The organism is Hahella sp. HNIBRBA332 (genome assembly GCF_030719035.1).
In the GTDB taxonomy this organism is placed as follows: Bacteria; Pseudomonadota; Gammaproteobacteria; order Pseudomonadales; family Oleiphilaceae; genus Hahella.
In genome coordinates this window covers 5,163,496-5,177,914 of record NZ_CP132203.1, presented here as the reverse complement: position 1 = coordinate 5,177,914, position 14,419 = coordinate 5,163,496, and the positions used below count along the sequence as shown (strand labels likewise).

Here is a 14,419-nt window from a genome sequence, read left to right as displayed (position 1 = left end):
GGTCCGCATATTCCTCATCAGTTTTTCCCTATTATAAATTGCAGGTGAGACGACGATGAGTGTGCGGTAAGTCTCGTCGGACGCCTGACTTTCCAACGCGAATAATAATTAAGTCATAAGCAGCGGCATAGGAAACAAACATGCTTTGCATTCGATACCGTCAACTCCCCCTATTTTCTCTTTTTTTCGCCTGCAGGTCTGACGATGAAACTCGTTGGGCGCTATTTGTAAGAACGTTTTACGCGCTGGCGATCGGCGTTGTTGCGAGCGCCTGCAGTTCGCATCCGTCTCAGCAGCAAACCGAGGTGCTCACGGCAGAGCAGCCGACGGAAGTGATTATGGCTGCGCAGCAGGGCGATCAGGGACGTCTGCGCAGTCTTCTAGCCTCGGGCAGTCCTGTGAATGTCGTAGCGCCAGTGGGTTCCGCTTTGGATGTCGCGGCTCAAAATGGTGATACGGAAGCAGTAATCGCATTGCTGCGAGCTGGCGCTGATCCTAATGTAGGGCTTCGCGCGGGAGCGCCGTCACCTTTGCACTACTTGGCTGAACGAGGTGACGCCACTGGCGTCAAGGTGCTGGCGGCTGCCGGCGCTAAGCTGGATTATCCGATGGCGAGTGGCGCCCCAGCGCTGGCGCTGGCGGTGCAAAATGGCCATTTATCCACCGCCAAAGCGCTGATAAAGGCGGGCGCTGACGTCAATGTCGTCTATGCGGGGCGTTCTCTTTTGATGTATGTGGTGGAGCAGAACTCCTTACTGATGGCGCAACTGCTGGTTGATGCCGGCGTTGATGTTAATTATCGCAACGCCAGCGGCGATTCTGCGCTGAGTATGGCGCAACGCAAAGGCCTGCAGGACCTGCAAATGCTGTTGTTGCAGTCTGGCGCTCGCTCTTAGCTGAGGTTGGATAAAAATTGAACTGCGTCCTAGACTGATAAAGGGTGCGGAAAATAACAATCAGCGTGGCGTTCGCCCATTTCAATGCGCTGCGGTGTTGGTCGGGATCAGGTTTATGTGCGTATCTCCTGGACGAAGTCTGGGGGTGTTCGTCGCCGTCGGCGTCCTTTGCGTGATGTTGGCGTGTAACGGAGTGTCTGCGATAACCCCTGGTATTCAAGATGCAACCCGTCGCGTGTTGTTTATCAGTTCGTATCATCCACAGTTCCCCACATTTTCTGAGCAGGTCAGGGGGCTCAACAGCGCCTTCGATGGGCAGAACATTGAACTCGATATTGAGTTCATGGACAGCAAGCGCCTCAGCAGCCCCGAGCACTATCAACGCTTTTACGAATTATTGAAGGGAAAGTTGCAAGCGCTGCCTTCCTACGAGCTGTTGATCGTAGGGGATGATAATGCGCTTCACTTTGCTCTGGAGCGTCAAGCGGAGCTCTTCGCCGCGACGCCAATCGTCTTTTTCGGCGTCAATGACGCGCGTCTCGCCGCAAGCCTGAGCGGAAGAAGTGGGGTGACAGGCGTTGTCGAGGCCATTTCAATGGATGACACTGTGCAGTTGATGCGGCGCTTATATGGCGCCAAGGCGCCGATCACCGTCATTACAGACGCGACTACCACCGGGCGTAACGATCTTCGCAGTTTTATTCATTTCATGACGAGAAGTCAGGATCGCAACTTTCGGGTGCTGTCATTGGAGCAACTGACTTTTGGCGAGCTTTATGCGGAGCTACGCGCGATACCTGTCAGTGATCCTGTGCTTCTGATCTCCCTGTTTCGAGACAAGAATGGCGCGACCCTTGAATTTCAGAAAAGCCTGTCTTTGATCCGCGATCACCTGAAAGCGCCGTTGTTTCATTTATGGATGCATGGTATTGGCCAAGGCATTCTGGGGGGGAAAGTGGTCTCACATTTCGAGCAGGCGCGTGTCGCCGCCAATATTGGTATGAGGGCGCTGAGGGGCGAAACAGTTGGCGACATTCCGGTCGTCACCGACAGCCCAAATCGCTACGTGTTTGATTATAGTGAGATGCTTCGGTTTGGTATTGGAGAGGATGAGTTGCCGCCGGAAAGTATATTGTTGTTTCGACCGGTGACCTTGTATCAGCAGCACAAGGCGTTGTTTTGGGGCGTGGTGCTGATTGTGGGCTTTCTCGCCTTGCTGGTTATGCTTCTGATTGTCAGTTTGCGCATGCGGGTGCGAACTCAACGGGAGGTAATGAAAATCAATGTAGACCTGGAATCTAAAGTAAAGGAGCGCACGGAGCAACTGGAGGAGAAAAACACACAGCTCAGTCTGGTGCAGGCGATCGCGCAATTGGGCTCTTTTGAGTATTTGCCCGAGCAGTGGAGCGTATGCTGCAACGCAGAGTTTTGTTCCATGGTGGGGCTGCCTTTCGAAGCAAGAAGTCTCAGTGTGGAAACCTTCATGAGCTTTATACATCCGTCGGACCGGGAAGAACTGCGCAACGCAACGGAACGCGCACTGAAGATCAATCAGCCATTTCATGGCTGTCTGCGTACGATCCGTAAAGATGGCTCCCTCTGCTATTTCAATTACACCAGTCGTCCCATCACTCACCGGGATGGGCGCACGTCCATCTTGGGGTCAGTGATCGACGTCACCCAGCTGAAAGAGGCTGAGTCTCGCTTCAAAGAGATGGCGAATCATGATGACCTGACTGGTCTCGCCAATCGGCGCCTGCTGGATGAGCTGTTCACCAAGGCGGAACATATGGCCCGACGATGTGCGAATGAAATTGTGGTTCTGTATTGCGATCTGGACAAGTTCAAACCGATCAATGATCAATACGGGCATGATGTCGGCGATGCGGTGCTGATGGCGGTGGCGCAGCGTTTGCGGGAAAGTTTCCGCGAGTCCGATACGGTGGCGAGAATAGGGGGCGATGAATTTGTCGTTCTGTTGAATGGTCACTGCTCCAAAGATCAACTCCACGGCATCATCCACAAGACCAAACACAGCCTGCGCGGCCCTATTCATATCAAAAACGTCAGTTGTAACGTGGATGTCAGTATTGGGTACGCCGCCTATCCAGGAGACGGCGTTTGCCTGGATACATTGTTGAACGTGGCGGACAGCAGGATGTACCAGGAAAAGCAATATTCGTGATCATTTGCAATACGCAGGGAACCTTCGGCCCGCCGCCCGGTCTAACTGTGCAATTCAATATATCTAGAGGAAATAACAATGCCGAACGCGCTGATCATGCCTTTTCAATGGGGAATCAAGGCAGTGGAGATGTTGCAGCCAATATATTTGCTGGCCATCCGGATCTATCTGGCGAAAATCTATTTCATGTCCGGAATGACCAAGATAAAGAGCTGGAGCACCACATTAGCGTTGTTCGAGTATGAGTACTCCGTTCCTGTTGTCTCTCCTGCTTTCGCCGCGTACTCATCTACGGCGGTTGAGCTGATCTGCTCTGTTCTGTTGGTGGTGGGTTTTGGGGCTCGCATCGGCGCGGCTGGTTTGTTGGTGCTGAGTATTGTTGGTATATACTCTGCGGCTGAGTTGATTGGCGCAGTTGGAGTGAAAGAACTGTTGTTCTGGGGTGGGTTGTTGTCTGTGATTGTCGCCTACGGTCCAGGCTTGCTGTCTGCGGATCATTGGTTGCGTAAACGTTATTTGCCGTCCGCCTGATTCCAACAACCGATCGAAAAAAGGGGAGCTGTTTTAGCTCCCCTTTTTTATGGTAAAGGAATAAATCCGGCGATAGATCCAGTTTGAATACATTGTTGTAGCAAGCTGCCCAGGTCAACTTCCGGAAAGTCCTCGGCGAAGCGCTCACACACCTCTTCAAAGTCTGAGAGTTCTGCTATGAGCTGCAGAAAATAGAAAGTCGGAGCGTCCAGCGAGTCTATTCTGGCGCTCCACTCTGGACGCCAGATCATCAAATGAAAGCCATTCTCAGATAACTCGACGGAGGCGAGATCTCCACCGGGTTGATGCGCGGCCCATATTTCGTGCGCTGGGTAGGCGCACTGCAAAAGTGTGGCGTTTGCAGGCAGGCGAAATTGCAGTGGCAGACCTTGAGCGCAGTAATCATTGAACTGCGTCCAGTCATCGCTAACATGATCGTCCGCTTCTTCCGCAACATGGATCAACAACTCCAGTTTGGCTACATCCGTAAGAAATTCGATATGCTGCAGAGGCGTAAAGCCAGAGAGAAATGCTACAAATGCTGCGCCAAACTCTGTAAAGGAATTTTCTCTAGAGGGAATCTCCGCAAAATAGCGGCGACTCGTCGCGCGGAAGCACTCTTCACCTAAGAGTTCCTGGCAGACTGGAAACATAGTTTGCAAAGCGCGAACATGAGTTTCCCGTAAACTATCGCGATAAATACCCACACAGGTGCGTGCGCTCAAGTTGGCTTTGTCCTTGACCTGCACGCACTCGCCCTGCTGACGTATCTCCGCGAGCATGCTGAGCTGTAAATCACGCAGCGACATCTGTTTCCTCCAACATACGCTGAGCGATTGCGGCTTCGGCGGCGACTTCTTCAAAGCCGGGAATATCATTATCCCGCTCGATAAGGGTAGGCCTTGCCCCAATGGTTCTCAGGGCGTATCCATATAAATCCCAGACGCGCTGATCAACTGGCGCACCGTGGGTATCAAGAAGGTGGGTCTGCTTGTCTTCGAATCCCGCCAAATGGTATTCCGCTACACGTTGTGCGGGAATAGCGTCGATATAAGTGCGCGGGTCAAACTCATGATTGGCGGCGCTGACATAGATATTGTTGATATCGAGTAACAGCAGGCAGTCCGCTTCTTCTGCAATCTGGCTCAGGAACTCCCACTCGCTCATGCAAGAGCTGTCATAAGTGAGATAACTGGAGACGTTTTCCAACAGAATGCGGCTCTCAAAAATATCCTGCACGATTTTTATACGCTCAGCGACATGGTGTATGGTTTCCTCTGTATATGGCAGCGGCATGAGCTCATGCAAATCGACGCCATGGACAGAGGTCCAACAAAGGTGTTCTGAGATCCAGGCCGGGCGTAACTCACGGCTTAAGATTTGGAGTTTGCGCAAATAGTCCTTATCTAACGGCTCTGTGCCCCCCAAAGACATGCCTACGCCGTGTAATGCGACAGGGTAGCTTGAGGCGATATCAAGCAGACGCTTTTTAGCCACGCCGCCGGCAGTGAGGTAGTTGTCAGTGAGAGCTTCGAACCAGGGAAGAGAAGGGTGTTTTTCGAGGATATGACCGAAGTGGCAAGAACGCAGGCCGATTCCCGCTCCGGAAATCGGCCCAGTCGTCTGCCGCCAAAGCGGCATTGGAATCATGACTTGACTTTGCCGCCTGTCAGTTTTTCACAAGTACCGGCGGGAACGTAAATCCACTCATCAGATGCATTGTCTGCTGTAGATTGGCCTGCGCAACCGTGGCTGCCTGCGGCGCAATCATTCATGCCGGCTTTGACGACGCCAGCGCATTTTTCAAAGCCTGGTTTGGCTGCGTTTGCGGAACCCGCAACGCCCAGGGCAAGTACGGCTGCGATAGCGGTGGCTGCGGCAGTATTTTTTGCTTTCATCTACTTTTATCCTTTAACTGATTTGGTTTGATAAATTGCAATGCACTGAATGTTTGGTGCTGGCAATTTTGACCTGCTGCGAAAAAAAAAGTTCAAATCCTTTCTGCAACAAAGCCAATTCTTTGATTAATTTTCCTTAACCAGCAGTTTTCGGCGACGTATAACCTTCACCTCTGTTCGAGGCGGCTGCGACGAATTCTGGGCTGGGTATCGGGAATTATAGGGCCTGGCGTGTTGGTGGGCTAGAATGGTTTCACGGGCGGATCGTATAAGCGCGCACAGTGTGGTCGGGTCCATACTGGTTGGCACGTTGAATGGCGTTATCTGGCTGAGCTCGCCGCCAGTGAGTTTGAATGCGACCTTTAAGCCTGAGCTGTGCTCAGCCTCCTGCATGATAGAGTCTATTTCCCAATCCATATTTCCCCTCCAACTTAAAGTCTGAGTCCTAACCGTCGGAATCTAAACGGTTAATAAAACTTGAGATTGTAGGGAGATTTCCCGGATTTACATCAGGAACATGGACGAGGACGTTCTGTCTGAACTGCCTATGACTTAGGCTTATAAAGAGAGGATATCAACGAGGAAATAATAAGGTTTGAGCTGCTTGGGAGCTGGCGAATAAAAATGCGGAGGGGCTGAAGCCCATCCGCACTTTCTGCTGGTTAGCGAAAAAACTATTACAGTTTTTTGCCAGCTTCCAGATCGTAACCAACGCGCTCTGGAGTCTTGCCAGCGTGCTTCTTGTCGGAAGCAGTGTAAGACATAGTCACTTTAGAGAAGCTCAGAGATACAGACTCGCTAGGAGCGGACTCTGCGCCAGCGGAAACGCTGTAGCTGCTGATCATTACGTCTTCCATTTCGTAGGAAACGTATTTTTCGATTTTGTCAGCCTGGGTGCGAACGATATCGACCACAACTTTAACGCCAGCAGTACCAGTCAAAGACTCTTTGAACAGACCGGAAGATGCGCTGTCCATCAGCTTGGAAACAGAGATTTCGCTGATGCTGGGACGAGTAGCTTCACGGTTGGACATATGGCCTGCTTCCATAGTGATGTGGCGACCAACGCCGAATTGGAAGCTGTCCAGACGAATCCAGTCTTTGTAGCCTTCAGCAGTTACGTTGCCTTTAACTTTCAGACCGTCGTAGTTCATGTAAATAGCCATGGTGTATTCCCTATTCTGTAGTTTACGAATGTATTGTGATCGACATTATATAAAGCGTCTATCAATGGAAAATGCCGTCAAAAAATTTCATGAAAAAGTGAATCTTTTTTCAGAGGCCTGCGGCATTCCGTTGAGACAGCATAATAGAGAAGAGGGTAAGGCATGGCAATACGTAAAATCCTTATTTTTTAATGACTTAAATCGACTCTGACACTATTTTATTGGAGAGGGTGTATAACTTTTACGTCACTCTGAAGGCTTTATTTTGAGTAAATCAAGTTCACTCTGACCCCATTTATTTTGTTGGAAGTGTAATGATGTCCTTAGATTACTTATATGACTGCGGTTTCACTCTGTCCCTATTTTTTAAATCACTCTGACACCTTTTAATTTGTCTGATATAAATTTCACTTCTTCACTCTGAGTCTTATTAATTGAAATTATTTTTATACTCTTTCATAAGAGGAGTTATAACTGAGATAAAGTCAATCAAAAGGCATAATCCTATTGTTTTATCTGGGGGTGTTAACGATGAATTTAAGTTGGGTTTAAGCTGTGCGGCTAACGGGTTGTATATATTTTGTTCTTGTCTGGGGGGTAAGAAAAAGAAGTTAGGAAGAGAATGGAACTATAAGCGAGCAGAGTTGATTGAGTGAGAGTCGCTCATTCGAGAAGACCGGCCGTCACCAGCTTCTCGAGGTCAGCGTGAGCGGTTCGAAAGCGCCGGACTTGTTGAGCTGAAGAGCCCAGACGTTTTCGCTGGCCTGATGATCAATGGAGCTGAAAGAGATCAATTCTCCGATACCGAGGTCGATATCTTTCAGGCTTTCCAGCGTGGAGACCATTGTTTCTGTATTAAAATTGCGGCCAGCCCGCTGTAAGGCTTCGGTAAGTAGTGATGCAGCCAGATAGCCTTCAAGGGATTGCGCGTCAGGTTTGTGATCAGGGAAGTAGCGATGCATAGCCTGACGGTGGCGCAGGACGCCGGTTGCATACGAATGCACCGGAGGGGTTGCCTGGGTTGCGATAAGTCCGGCTGTGTGCGGCGCCTCCAGACTTTTTAAGTCTTGCGCCAGTGCATCAGCGCTGGCGGAGGACACGACGGCGATTCGTCCTTCCCAACCTGCTTTGCGGATGCGACTAACCGTTTTGGCTGTGGCGGCATGGTTGCCGATAACGACCAGAGCCTGTATTTCACTTTGCTCTTCGAGAAAAAGACGGGCAGGGCCTTCGATTTGCTCTATATAGGGCTGGTAGGTGAACTGCGGAATATCCCGTGCGTGCACATTATAGAAAGCAAGAGCCCGCTCCATGCCCGCAAGCCCGTCACGTCCAGAGGCGGTATCTTCATAAAGTACGGCGATCCGGCTGGGTTCAACTTCCTGGATATCCACAAAGTGGCGCACGATAGCGAAGGTTTCATCTGCATATCCGACCCGGAAATTAAAAACGTAACGATCAGGGGGATTCCGGCGAAGCGCAGCAGCGCCGGATTGCACGCCGATCACCAACGTCTGTTGCTCCATAATCGCTGGGAGGAGGACTTCCGGCGCGCCAATATTGCCAATAAGAGCGAATGAGCCGTTCTGTGAGAGCAGAGTTTGCATGTTGATACGGGACTTCAGCGGCTGATTCGCGTCGTCGAAGGCCTGTAATGTCAGCATACGGCCATGTATGCCGCCGTTGGCGTTGAGCTCTTCAAAACGGGCCAGTACTCCGCGCCTGGCGGAGCTGCCTTGCGCTTGGCCATCTTCACTTATTGGGGCGCTCATGCCTATGCGAATTTCATTTTCGTTCACACCACGTGGCGCGGACCAACCATTGAGGCCTGCATTCAGATCGGACAGTTGATAGCGCACTTGTGGAGATAACAGGCTGGTGGATAACAAGCCTAAGACGATGGCGGCCCCAGCGAAAAAGTATTTTACTCCAGTCGGAATGTGGAATGCGGCGCGCCTCTTCGACTCCTGCGCCTGCGGCAATTGCGTGGCAATGCCTGAATGAGACTGATTGGTTGAGCCGGATGTTCCATTTCGAGTGAGGTGCAATGACTTAGTCAGCGTGGTTGAGTCTACTTCAATCGGCTGACTGAAGGCGCGTTCTTCTCTTGAATGAGCAGGGTCCACCAGCGTCGCCGGATTCATGTCTTCTACATGGCCGATGGCGCCGGCGGCTTTAAAGGCTGCTTGAAACTTTTTCGCCTGACTTAGGTTGAGGTTCTTGCGAACGATAATGCGTTTACCGCTGAACATTTTTTTCAGTCCGGCGTCGCTGATGGAAAACTTAGACTGAAGTTTTTTCAGGACGACGGCGCGCTCGGCGCCTTCCGCCAGTTCGCCTGCAAAGATAAACGCATAAGTTGTCAGGTTGACCAGCTTCAGGCCGTGATCATTGCTATTGCGTACGGCGTTTCGCGCCCGCAATTGCAGATCGCGGACCATATCAAGGCAGCTTTCGTAGCGATCCGCAGGGGCGATCGCCATGGCTTTGGTGAGTACGGGCTCCAGTATTTTATTGCGCGGGTCAGCCAGCTCCTTATCGCTTAAAGGCTGCGGCAGGTATTTGCGCTGCTGCGCCATGATCTGATGATGCGTCTCGCCATTAAAAGGACGCTCGCCCGTGATGCAGTAATAAAGGACTGCGCCGAGCGCATAGATATCCGCGCGACCGTCGATGTCTTTCGAACTGTCTATCTGTTCGGGGGCGAGGTAGCCGGGAGTGCCCACCACCAGTCCCATTTGGGTGTACTGCAGATCCTGCTCTTCCAGCGGTTTGCTGATGCCGAAGTCGAGCAGCTTGGCGACGGAATGATTGCCTGATACTTTGGCCACCATGATGTTGCCAGGCTTCAGGTCACGATGGACGATATTGAGCTGATGCGCCGCCTGCAGACCCGCCGCCATCTGCTCGATTAGCCAGACGACATTTTCCAGAGGCAGTCCATTCCCATGCTTTTCCATCAGATCGGACAGGACTTCTCCCTGCAGAAACTCCGCCACCAGGTACAGCATATTGTCTTCGGTTGCGCCGAAGTCGAATACCTGCATGACATTAGGGTGATTTAGCTGACTGGCGATGCGGGCTTCGCGATAGAATAGCTGGATGTAGCCTACATTGGGAGCGCCTGAGCGCAATACTTTGACGACGACCAGCCGGTCCAGCGACAACTGACGGGCGACATAAACCCGGCTCATACCGCCATCGGCCAGGAGATATTCCAGGCGGTACATGCCTTTAAGCACGCGGCCGATCATTGAGTCAGCGGCGTTATAGCCTGTGGCGTCCTCGAACGAGGCGGGCGCCGGAGTGTCTGTTGTGAACTTTGCAATAGCCGTCATCAACGTCCCTATTCAGATCTGGACAAATTATTCTGTCTCCCATCCGGACAAAAGCGGGGTGGGCGCGTTGACGCCGGAAGATTCCGCGGAGACTGAAGGATGGTTTTGGATTCCAACTGCCGGGCCTAAATGTGTGGCCGGAATCTGATCAAAGCCGGTTCAACTTTGATCAGTTTTTATCTTGCCTGATATTCTCTCATATTTATTTAGTGAGTATGGTCTAGGCTATTAGGGTGAGGCGTGAGAGCCCATAGAATGGGGCTTTATTAAAAAATAAAGGCGGTATTCAGACCGCCTTTTTTGACGAGATTTTACAAAGTTGTCACGTTTTGTCTGCGAATAATTTTTGGATGCTGGAGAAGTCCAGCAGGCCTGAACCTTGTCTGCTGTGCGCTTGATACAGAGACTTGGCCAAGCCGCCCATGGGCGTGCTGGAGCGGCTTTGAATGGCCGCCTCCAACGCCAGGCCCAGATCTTTGTTCATCAGATTAACGGCGAATCCGCCTTCATACTCGCGCCCGGCCGGTGCGTTCTCCATAACGCCAGGATAAGGGTTATACAGTTCCAAGGACCAGTTTCTGCCGGAGCTTTTCAGCATGATATCGGAAAGCACCTTGGGGTCGAGTCCCAGGTTGACGCCCAGCTGGAGCGCTTCCGCGGTGCCGATCATGTGAACGGCCAGCAGCATGTTGTTGCAGATTTTCGCGGCTTGTCCGGCGCCGTGATCGCCGGCGTGGAACAGGTTTTTACCCATTGCTGACAGAACCGGCTGCGCCTTTTCCAGGTCCTGAGGCGAGCCTCCAATAATAAAGGTCAGCGTCCCAGCTGTGGCTCCAGCGGTACCGCCGGAAACGGGCGCGTCCAACATGGCGAAGCCTTTTTTGTTGGCTTCCGCAGCGATGCGGCGAGATGTTTCTGGCGCGATGGTGGAACAATCTATCAGCAGCGGGCGCTCTTCTAGTTGGGTTAACAGGCCGTTTTCGCCTAGATAAACGGCTTCGGAGTGCTCACTGGCCGGTAGCATGGTGATTACAGCATCGACGCCTTGTGCGGCCTCCAGGGCGCTGCCGCAAGCGGTGGCGCCAGCCTTCTCTGCGGCGGAGACTGCATCTTTGACCAAATCGAAAACGCGTAACTCAAATCCGGCTTTCAGCAGGTTGTGAGCCATAGGGCCGCCCATGTGCCCGAGGCCGATAAATCCGATAATTTTCATGGTTTCCCTCCAGATTGTTATTTTTGTCTGGGTGATTAATTGAAGGTCCGGGACCGTTACCTGTCCTTACAGTACTGCTAAGTCATGTAAAGGATTGATTTCCCAGGGGGAAGAGAAGAATTCATCCACCCACGCTTCCGGAACGTCCGCAAATGACGGATAACGCCATTGCGGCTTGAAATCTTTATCTATGAGCAGGGCTCGCACGCCTTCGCGGAACTCGGGGTGCATCGCACACTGCACCGCCATGATCAGTTCACGTTTAAAGACATCAGGCAGACTCAGTCCGCCGCCCTCGCGAATTTGTCGCCACACAAGATGCGCCGTAGTCGGGCAGCCATTACGCAGAGACTTCTGCGCTTTGCCGACCCATTCATCCACGGTGGGGTAGTTCAGAATGGCGTCCACCACCTGAGTGACGGAATCGCCCTGGGTAACCTGCTTGATCATGGCGCGATGCTGCGCCACTTGACCGCCCGGACGTTGCGACTGATGCTGCTCATTCCAGGAGCGCAGCAGTTGCGTGACGCGGGTATGGTTACTTTCAGGGCTGCTCCAGGAGGTTCGGGTCAGCGCTTGTAGAAAGGCTTCCTTTTGCGCATGGGGTAAAAAGCCGTCGGCCCAACCCAGCTCAAGCGCATCAGCGGCGTTACAGGCGGCCCCGGTTAAGCCCAGATAAAGGCCTGCGCCGTCGGGCATGCGGTTGAGGAACCAGGTGCCGCCGACATCAGGAAAGAGTCCTATGGTGACTTCAGGCATGGCGATACGGGAAGACTCCGTGACAATACGGTGACTTGCGCCGGCCATCAGTCCCAAACCGCCGCCCATGACTATGCCGTTGCCCCAGCAGACGACAGGTTTAGGATAAACATGGATGAGGTAGTCGAGACGATATTCCCGCGTGAAGAACTCTTCTGCATAAGCGGGCGGGCCTTCGCCTGCGTCGCACATGGAATCATACATCTGCACAATATCGCCGCCGGCGCAGAAGGCTTTATCGCCCGCTCCCTGCATAAATACCGCGACGATTTTGTCGTCCAGTCGCCATTCCTGCATGACGCTGTACATCGACTCGATCATGCCCAGCTTCAACGCGTTGAGCGATTTCTCCACGTTCAGGGTGATCACGCCGATGCGGTGACCATCGCTGCATTCGCGTTCTTCAAATAAAACAGGTTTTTCGCTCATTCCACTCTCTTCCATCTATTCAACATTGTCAGGAGTCGCCTTTTAGCGGTTTTTCCATTGCGGCGAGCGTTTTCCAAGAAAGGCGTTTACACCTTCTTTCTGGTCTTCCGTATCAAACAGATCCACAAATAGTTCTCTTTCGACCGGCAGGCCCATACGCTGAGGGGCGCTGCGGGCGGATTGAATCAGTTCCTTGCAGGCGCGCACTGCGGGAGGACTCTGACGCGCGACTTTCTCCGCCCAGGCCAGTGCGGTCTCGCGGGCGGCGCCTTTTTCTACGACTGCTTCCACCAGCCCGATATTAAGCGCGGTTTCCGCGTTGACTCGCTCGCCCATCAATATCATGCGCTTCGCCCAGCCTTCGCCGACCAGCCAGGGTAGATTCTGTGTGCCTCCCGCGCAGGGCAGCAGGCCAACGCTGGCTTCGGGTAGCGCCATTTGCGCATGAGTTTCGGCGATGCGCAGGTCGCAGGCGAGCGCGCACTCCAAGCCGCCGCCCATGGCGTAGCCGTTGATTGCGGCGATGGATACACCGCGGTAGTTGGATAAAGTTTCGAATGCTTCACCAAAGATACGCGCCATGTGGCGCGCTCTGGCCTTGTCGCCGTCGGAGAACAAGTTCAGGTCGGCGCCAGCGGAGAAGAATTTTTCACCTTGCCCGGTGATCACCAGCGCATAGACGTCTTTGTTGTCGTTGAGTTGCTGAATCAACGCCTTGAGCGCCGGCAGACTGGTTTCATCCCAGGTATTAGCAGGCGGGTTGGCGATTGTGAGCACGGCGGTGCGCTCAATGATTTCAAGTTGAAGTTTCTCTGTGCCTGTCATTAGCGAATCGCCTCCATGGCGTGTTCGAGGAGTAGGCGGCGTGCAATGATGACGCGCATGATTTCGTTGGTTCCCTCCAAAATCTGGTGCACCCGACTGTCGCGAACGAAGCGCTCCAGTGGATACTCCTTGATGTAGCCATAGCCGCCATGGATTTGCAATGCGTCATTGCAGACCTTGAACCCTGCATCCGTAGCGAAGCGTTTGGCCATGGCGCTATAGGTGGAGGCTTCCGGGTGTTTGGAGTCCAGCTTGAACGCAGCGAGTCGCACCATCTGCCGGGCCGCCACTAGTTCCGTGGCCATATCCGCCAGTTTGAACTGCAGCGCCTGAAAGTCGGACAGCTTACGTCCGAACTGCTCCCGTTCCTGCATATAACGCTGTGCGGTTTCCAGCGCCGCCTGGGCGGTGCCGATGGAGCAAGTTGCGATATTAATGCGACCGCCGTCGAGCCCCATCATCGCAAACTTGAAGCCTTCGCCTTCCGCGCCCAGGCGATTGGTCTGCGGAACACGCACATTATCGAACGTAATGGCGCGTGTGGGCTGGCTGTTCCAGCCCATCTTGTCTTCCTTGCGACCGTAAGTGACCCCTGGGGCGTCAGCGGGCACAACCAGAGCGGACACGCCTTTGGCGCCGGGCTCGCCGGTGCGGGCCATCACCACCAATACGTCAGTGCTGCCGGCGCCGGAAATAAACATCTTGGAGCCGTTGATGACGTAATCGGAGCCGTCCTTCTTCGCCGACGTGCGCAGGGATGCGGCGTCAGAGCCGGCGTTGGGCTCGGTGAGACAGTAGGACGCCAGCAGTTCGCCGGAGACCAGCTTGGGCAACCAGGTCTGACGCAATTCATCATGGCCGAAGCTGGCGATCATCCAGGTGGCCATGTTGTGAATGGTCAGGTAAGCCGTGGTGGAGGTGCAGCCGCGTGCCAGCTCTTCGAAAATGATCGAGCTGTCCAGACGAGGGAGGCCCAGGCCGCCCCATTCTTCTGGGGTGTACAGGGACAAAAAGCCCATTTCGCCCGCTTTGCGGATCGTGTCCACAGGAAAGTGAGCGGTGGCGTCCCATTCGGCGGCGAAAGGCGCCAGTTCTTTCTCGGCGAAGGCGCGGGCGCTGTCGCGGAAAGCAATTTGCTGTTCGGATAGTTCAAAATTCACGATACATACACTCTTAACA

Annotated in this window: 12 protein-coding genes; 3 read left to right on the top strand and 9 right to left on the bottom strand. The window is 53.1% G+C overall.

Going from position 1 to position 14,419, the window contains the following annotated elements; all coding sequences use genetic code 11:
- The first annotated feature begins 140 nt into the window (after nt 1-140).
- The 3 genes from O5O45_RS22870 to O5O45_RS22860 all read left to right on the top strand — a co-directional run bounded on the left by O5O45_RS22870 (nt 141) and on the right by O5O45_RS22860 (nt 3,612).
- Complete coding sequence (locus tag O5O45_RS22870; protein ID WP_305901643.1) at nt 141-896, top strand: ankyrin repeat domain-containing protein; 756 nt, start codon at nt 141-143, stop codon at nt 894-896.
- A 115-nt stretch (nt 897-1,011) separates the two neighbouring features.
- On the top strand, nt 1,012-3,081 hold the full coding sequence (locus tag O5O45_RS22865; protein ID WP_305901642.1) for a sensor domain-containing diguanylate cyclase: 2,070 nt from the start codon (nt 1,012-1,014) through the stop codon (nt 3,079-3,081).
- Nucleotides 3,082-3,159: 78 nt separating this feature from the next.
- Nucleotides 3,160-3,612: a DoxX family protein gene (locus O5O45_RS22860; RefSeq protein ID WP_305901641.1), complete on the top strand. Its 453-nt coding sequence runs from the start codon at nt 3,160-3,162 to the stop codon at nt 3,610-3,612.
- 47 nt (nt 3,613-3,659) lie between these two features.
- Here O5O45_RS22860 and O5O45_RS22855 read toward each other — a convergent pair whose 3' ends face one another.
- The 9 genes from O5O45_RS22855 to O5O45_RS22815 form a co-directional block, all read right to left on the bottom strand.
- Nucleotides 3,660-4,421, bottom strand: coding sequence for an HvfC/BufC N-terminal domain-containing protein (locus tag O5O45_RS22855; RefSeq protein ID WP_305901640.1), 762 nt, complete (start codon nt 4,419-4,421; stop codon nt 3,660-3,662).
- Nucleotides 4,408-5,262: an MNIO family bufferin maturase gene (gene bufB, locus O5O45_RS22850; protein ID WP_305901639.1), complete on the bottom strand. Its 855-nt coding sequence runs from the start codon at nt 5,260-5,262 to the stop codon at nt 4,408-4,410. The genes O5O45_RS22855 and bufB overlap by 14 nt, the downstream gene beginning before the upstream one ends.
- On the bottom strand, nt 5,259-5,510 hold the full coding sequence (locus tag O5O45_RS22845; protein ID WP_305901638.1) for a BufA1 family periplasmic bufferin-type metallophore: 252 nt from the start codon (nt 5,508-5,510) through the stop codon (nt 5,259-5,261). The genes bufB and O5O45_RS22845 overlap by 4 nt, the downstream gene beginning before the upstream one ends.
- Nucleotides 5,511-6,187: 677 nt before the next feature.
- Nucleotides 6,188-6,676 carry an Hcp family type VI secretion system effector gene (locus tag O5O45_RS22840; protein ID WP_011394613.1) on the bottom strand — a complete coding sequence of 163 codons (489 nt, stop codon included), beginning with the start codon at nt 6,674-6,676 and terminating at the stop codon, nt 6,188-6,190.
- A 683-nt stretch (nt 6,677-7,359) separates the two neighbouring features.
- The gene (locus O5O45_RS22835; protein WP_305901637.1) at nt 7,360-10,014 is read right to left on the bottom strand and encodes a bifunctional serine/threonine-protein kinase/ABC transporter substrate-binding protein; all 2,655 of its coding nucleotides are present in this window, start codon (nt 10,012-10,014) and stop codon (nt 7,360-7,362) included.
- A 322-nt stretch (nt 10,015-10,336) separates the two neighbouring features.
- Nucleotides 10,337-11,227 (bottom strand): 3-hydroxyisobutyrate dehydrogenase, encoded by an 891-nt coding sequence (gene mmsB / locus O5O45_RS22830; RefSeq protein WP_305901636.1) that lies wholly within the window; start codon nt 11,225-11,227, stop codon nt 10,337-10,339.
- 66 nt (nt 11,228-11,293) lie between these two features.
- Nucleotides 11,294-12,415, bottom strand: a complete 1,122-nt coding sequence (locus O5O45_RS22825; protein ID WP_305901635.1) for an enoyl-CoA hydratase/isomerase family protein — start codon at nt 12,413-12,415, stop codon at nt 11,294-11,296.
- A 42-nt stretch (nt 12,416-12,457) separates the two neighbouring features.
- Complete coding sequence (locus tag O5O45_RS22820; RefSeq protein ID WP_216738836.1) at nt 12,458-13,240, bottom strand: enoyl-CoA hydratase; 783 nt, start codon at nt 13,238-13,240, stop codon at nt 12,458-12,460.
- Nucleotides 13,240-14,400: an acyl-CoA dehydrogenase family protein gene (locus O5O45_RS22815; RefSeq protein ID WP_305901634.1), complete on the bottom strand. Its 1,161-nt coding sequence runs from the start codon at nt 14,398-14,400 to the stop codon at nt 13,240-13,242. The genes O5O45_RS22820 and O5O45_RS22815 overlap by 1 nt, the downstream gene beginning before the upstream one ends.
- Nucleotides 14,401-14,419: the final 19 nt, after the last annotated feature.

Bases quoted from the DNA above. Each gene is read 5' to 3' on its own strand.
- O5O45_RS22870 (WP_305901643.1), top strand. From the start codon at position 141: ATGCTTTGCATTCGATACCGTCAACTCCCCCTATTTTCTCTTTTTTTC.
- O5O45_RS22865 (WP_305901642.1), top strand. From the start codon at position 1,012: ATGTGCGTATCTCCTGGACGAAGTCTGGGGGTGTTCGTCGCCGTCGGC.
- O5O45_RS22860 (WP_305901641.1), top strand. From the start codon at position 3,160: ATGCCGAACGCGCTGATCATGCCTTTTCAATGGGGAATCAAGGCAGTG.
- O5O45_RS22855 (WP_305901640.1), bottom strand. From the start codon at position 4,421: ATGTCGCTGCGTGATTTACAGCTCAGCATGCTCGCGGAGATACGTCAG.
- bufB (WP_305901639.1), bottom strand. From the start codon at position 5,262: ATGATTCCAATGCCGCTTTGGCGGCAGACGACTGGGCCGATTTCCGGA.
- O5O45_RS22845 (WP_305901638.1), bottom strand. From the start codon at position 5,510: ATGAAAGCAAAAAATACTGCCGCAGCCACCGCTATCGCAGCCGTACTT.
- O5O45_RS22840 (WP_011394613.1), bottom strand. From the start codon at position 6,676: ATGGCTATTTACATGAACTACGACGGTCTGAAAGTTAAAGGCAACGTA.
- O5O45_RS22835 (WP_305901637.1), bottom strand. From the start codon at position 10,014: ATGACGGCTATTGCAAAGTTCACAACAGACACTCCGGCGCCCGCCTCG.
- mmsB (WP_305901636.1), bottom strand. From the start codon at position 11,227: ATGAAAATTATCGGATTTATCGGCCTCGGGCACATGGGCGGCCCTATG.
- O5O45_RS22825 (WP_305901635.1), bottom strand. From the start codon at position 12,415: ATGAGCGAAAAACCTGTTTTATTTGAAGAACGCGAATGCAGCGATGGT.
- O5O45_RS22820 (WP_216738836.1), bottom strand. From the start codon at position 13,240: ATGACAGGCACAGAGAAACTTCAACTTGAAATCATTGAGCGCACCGCC.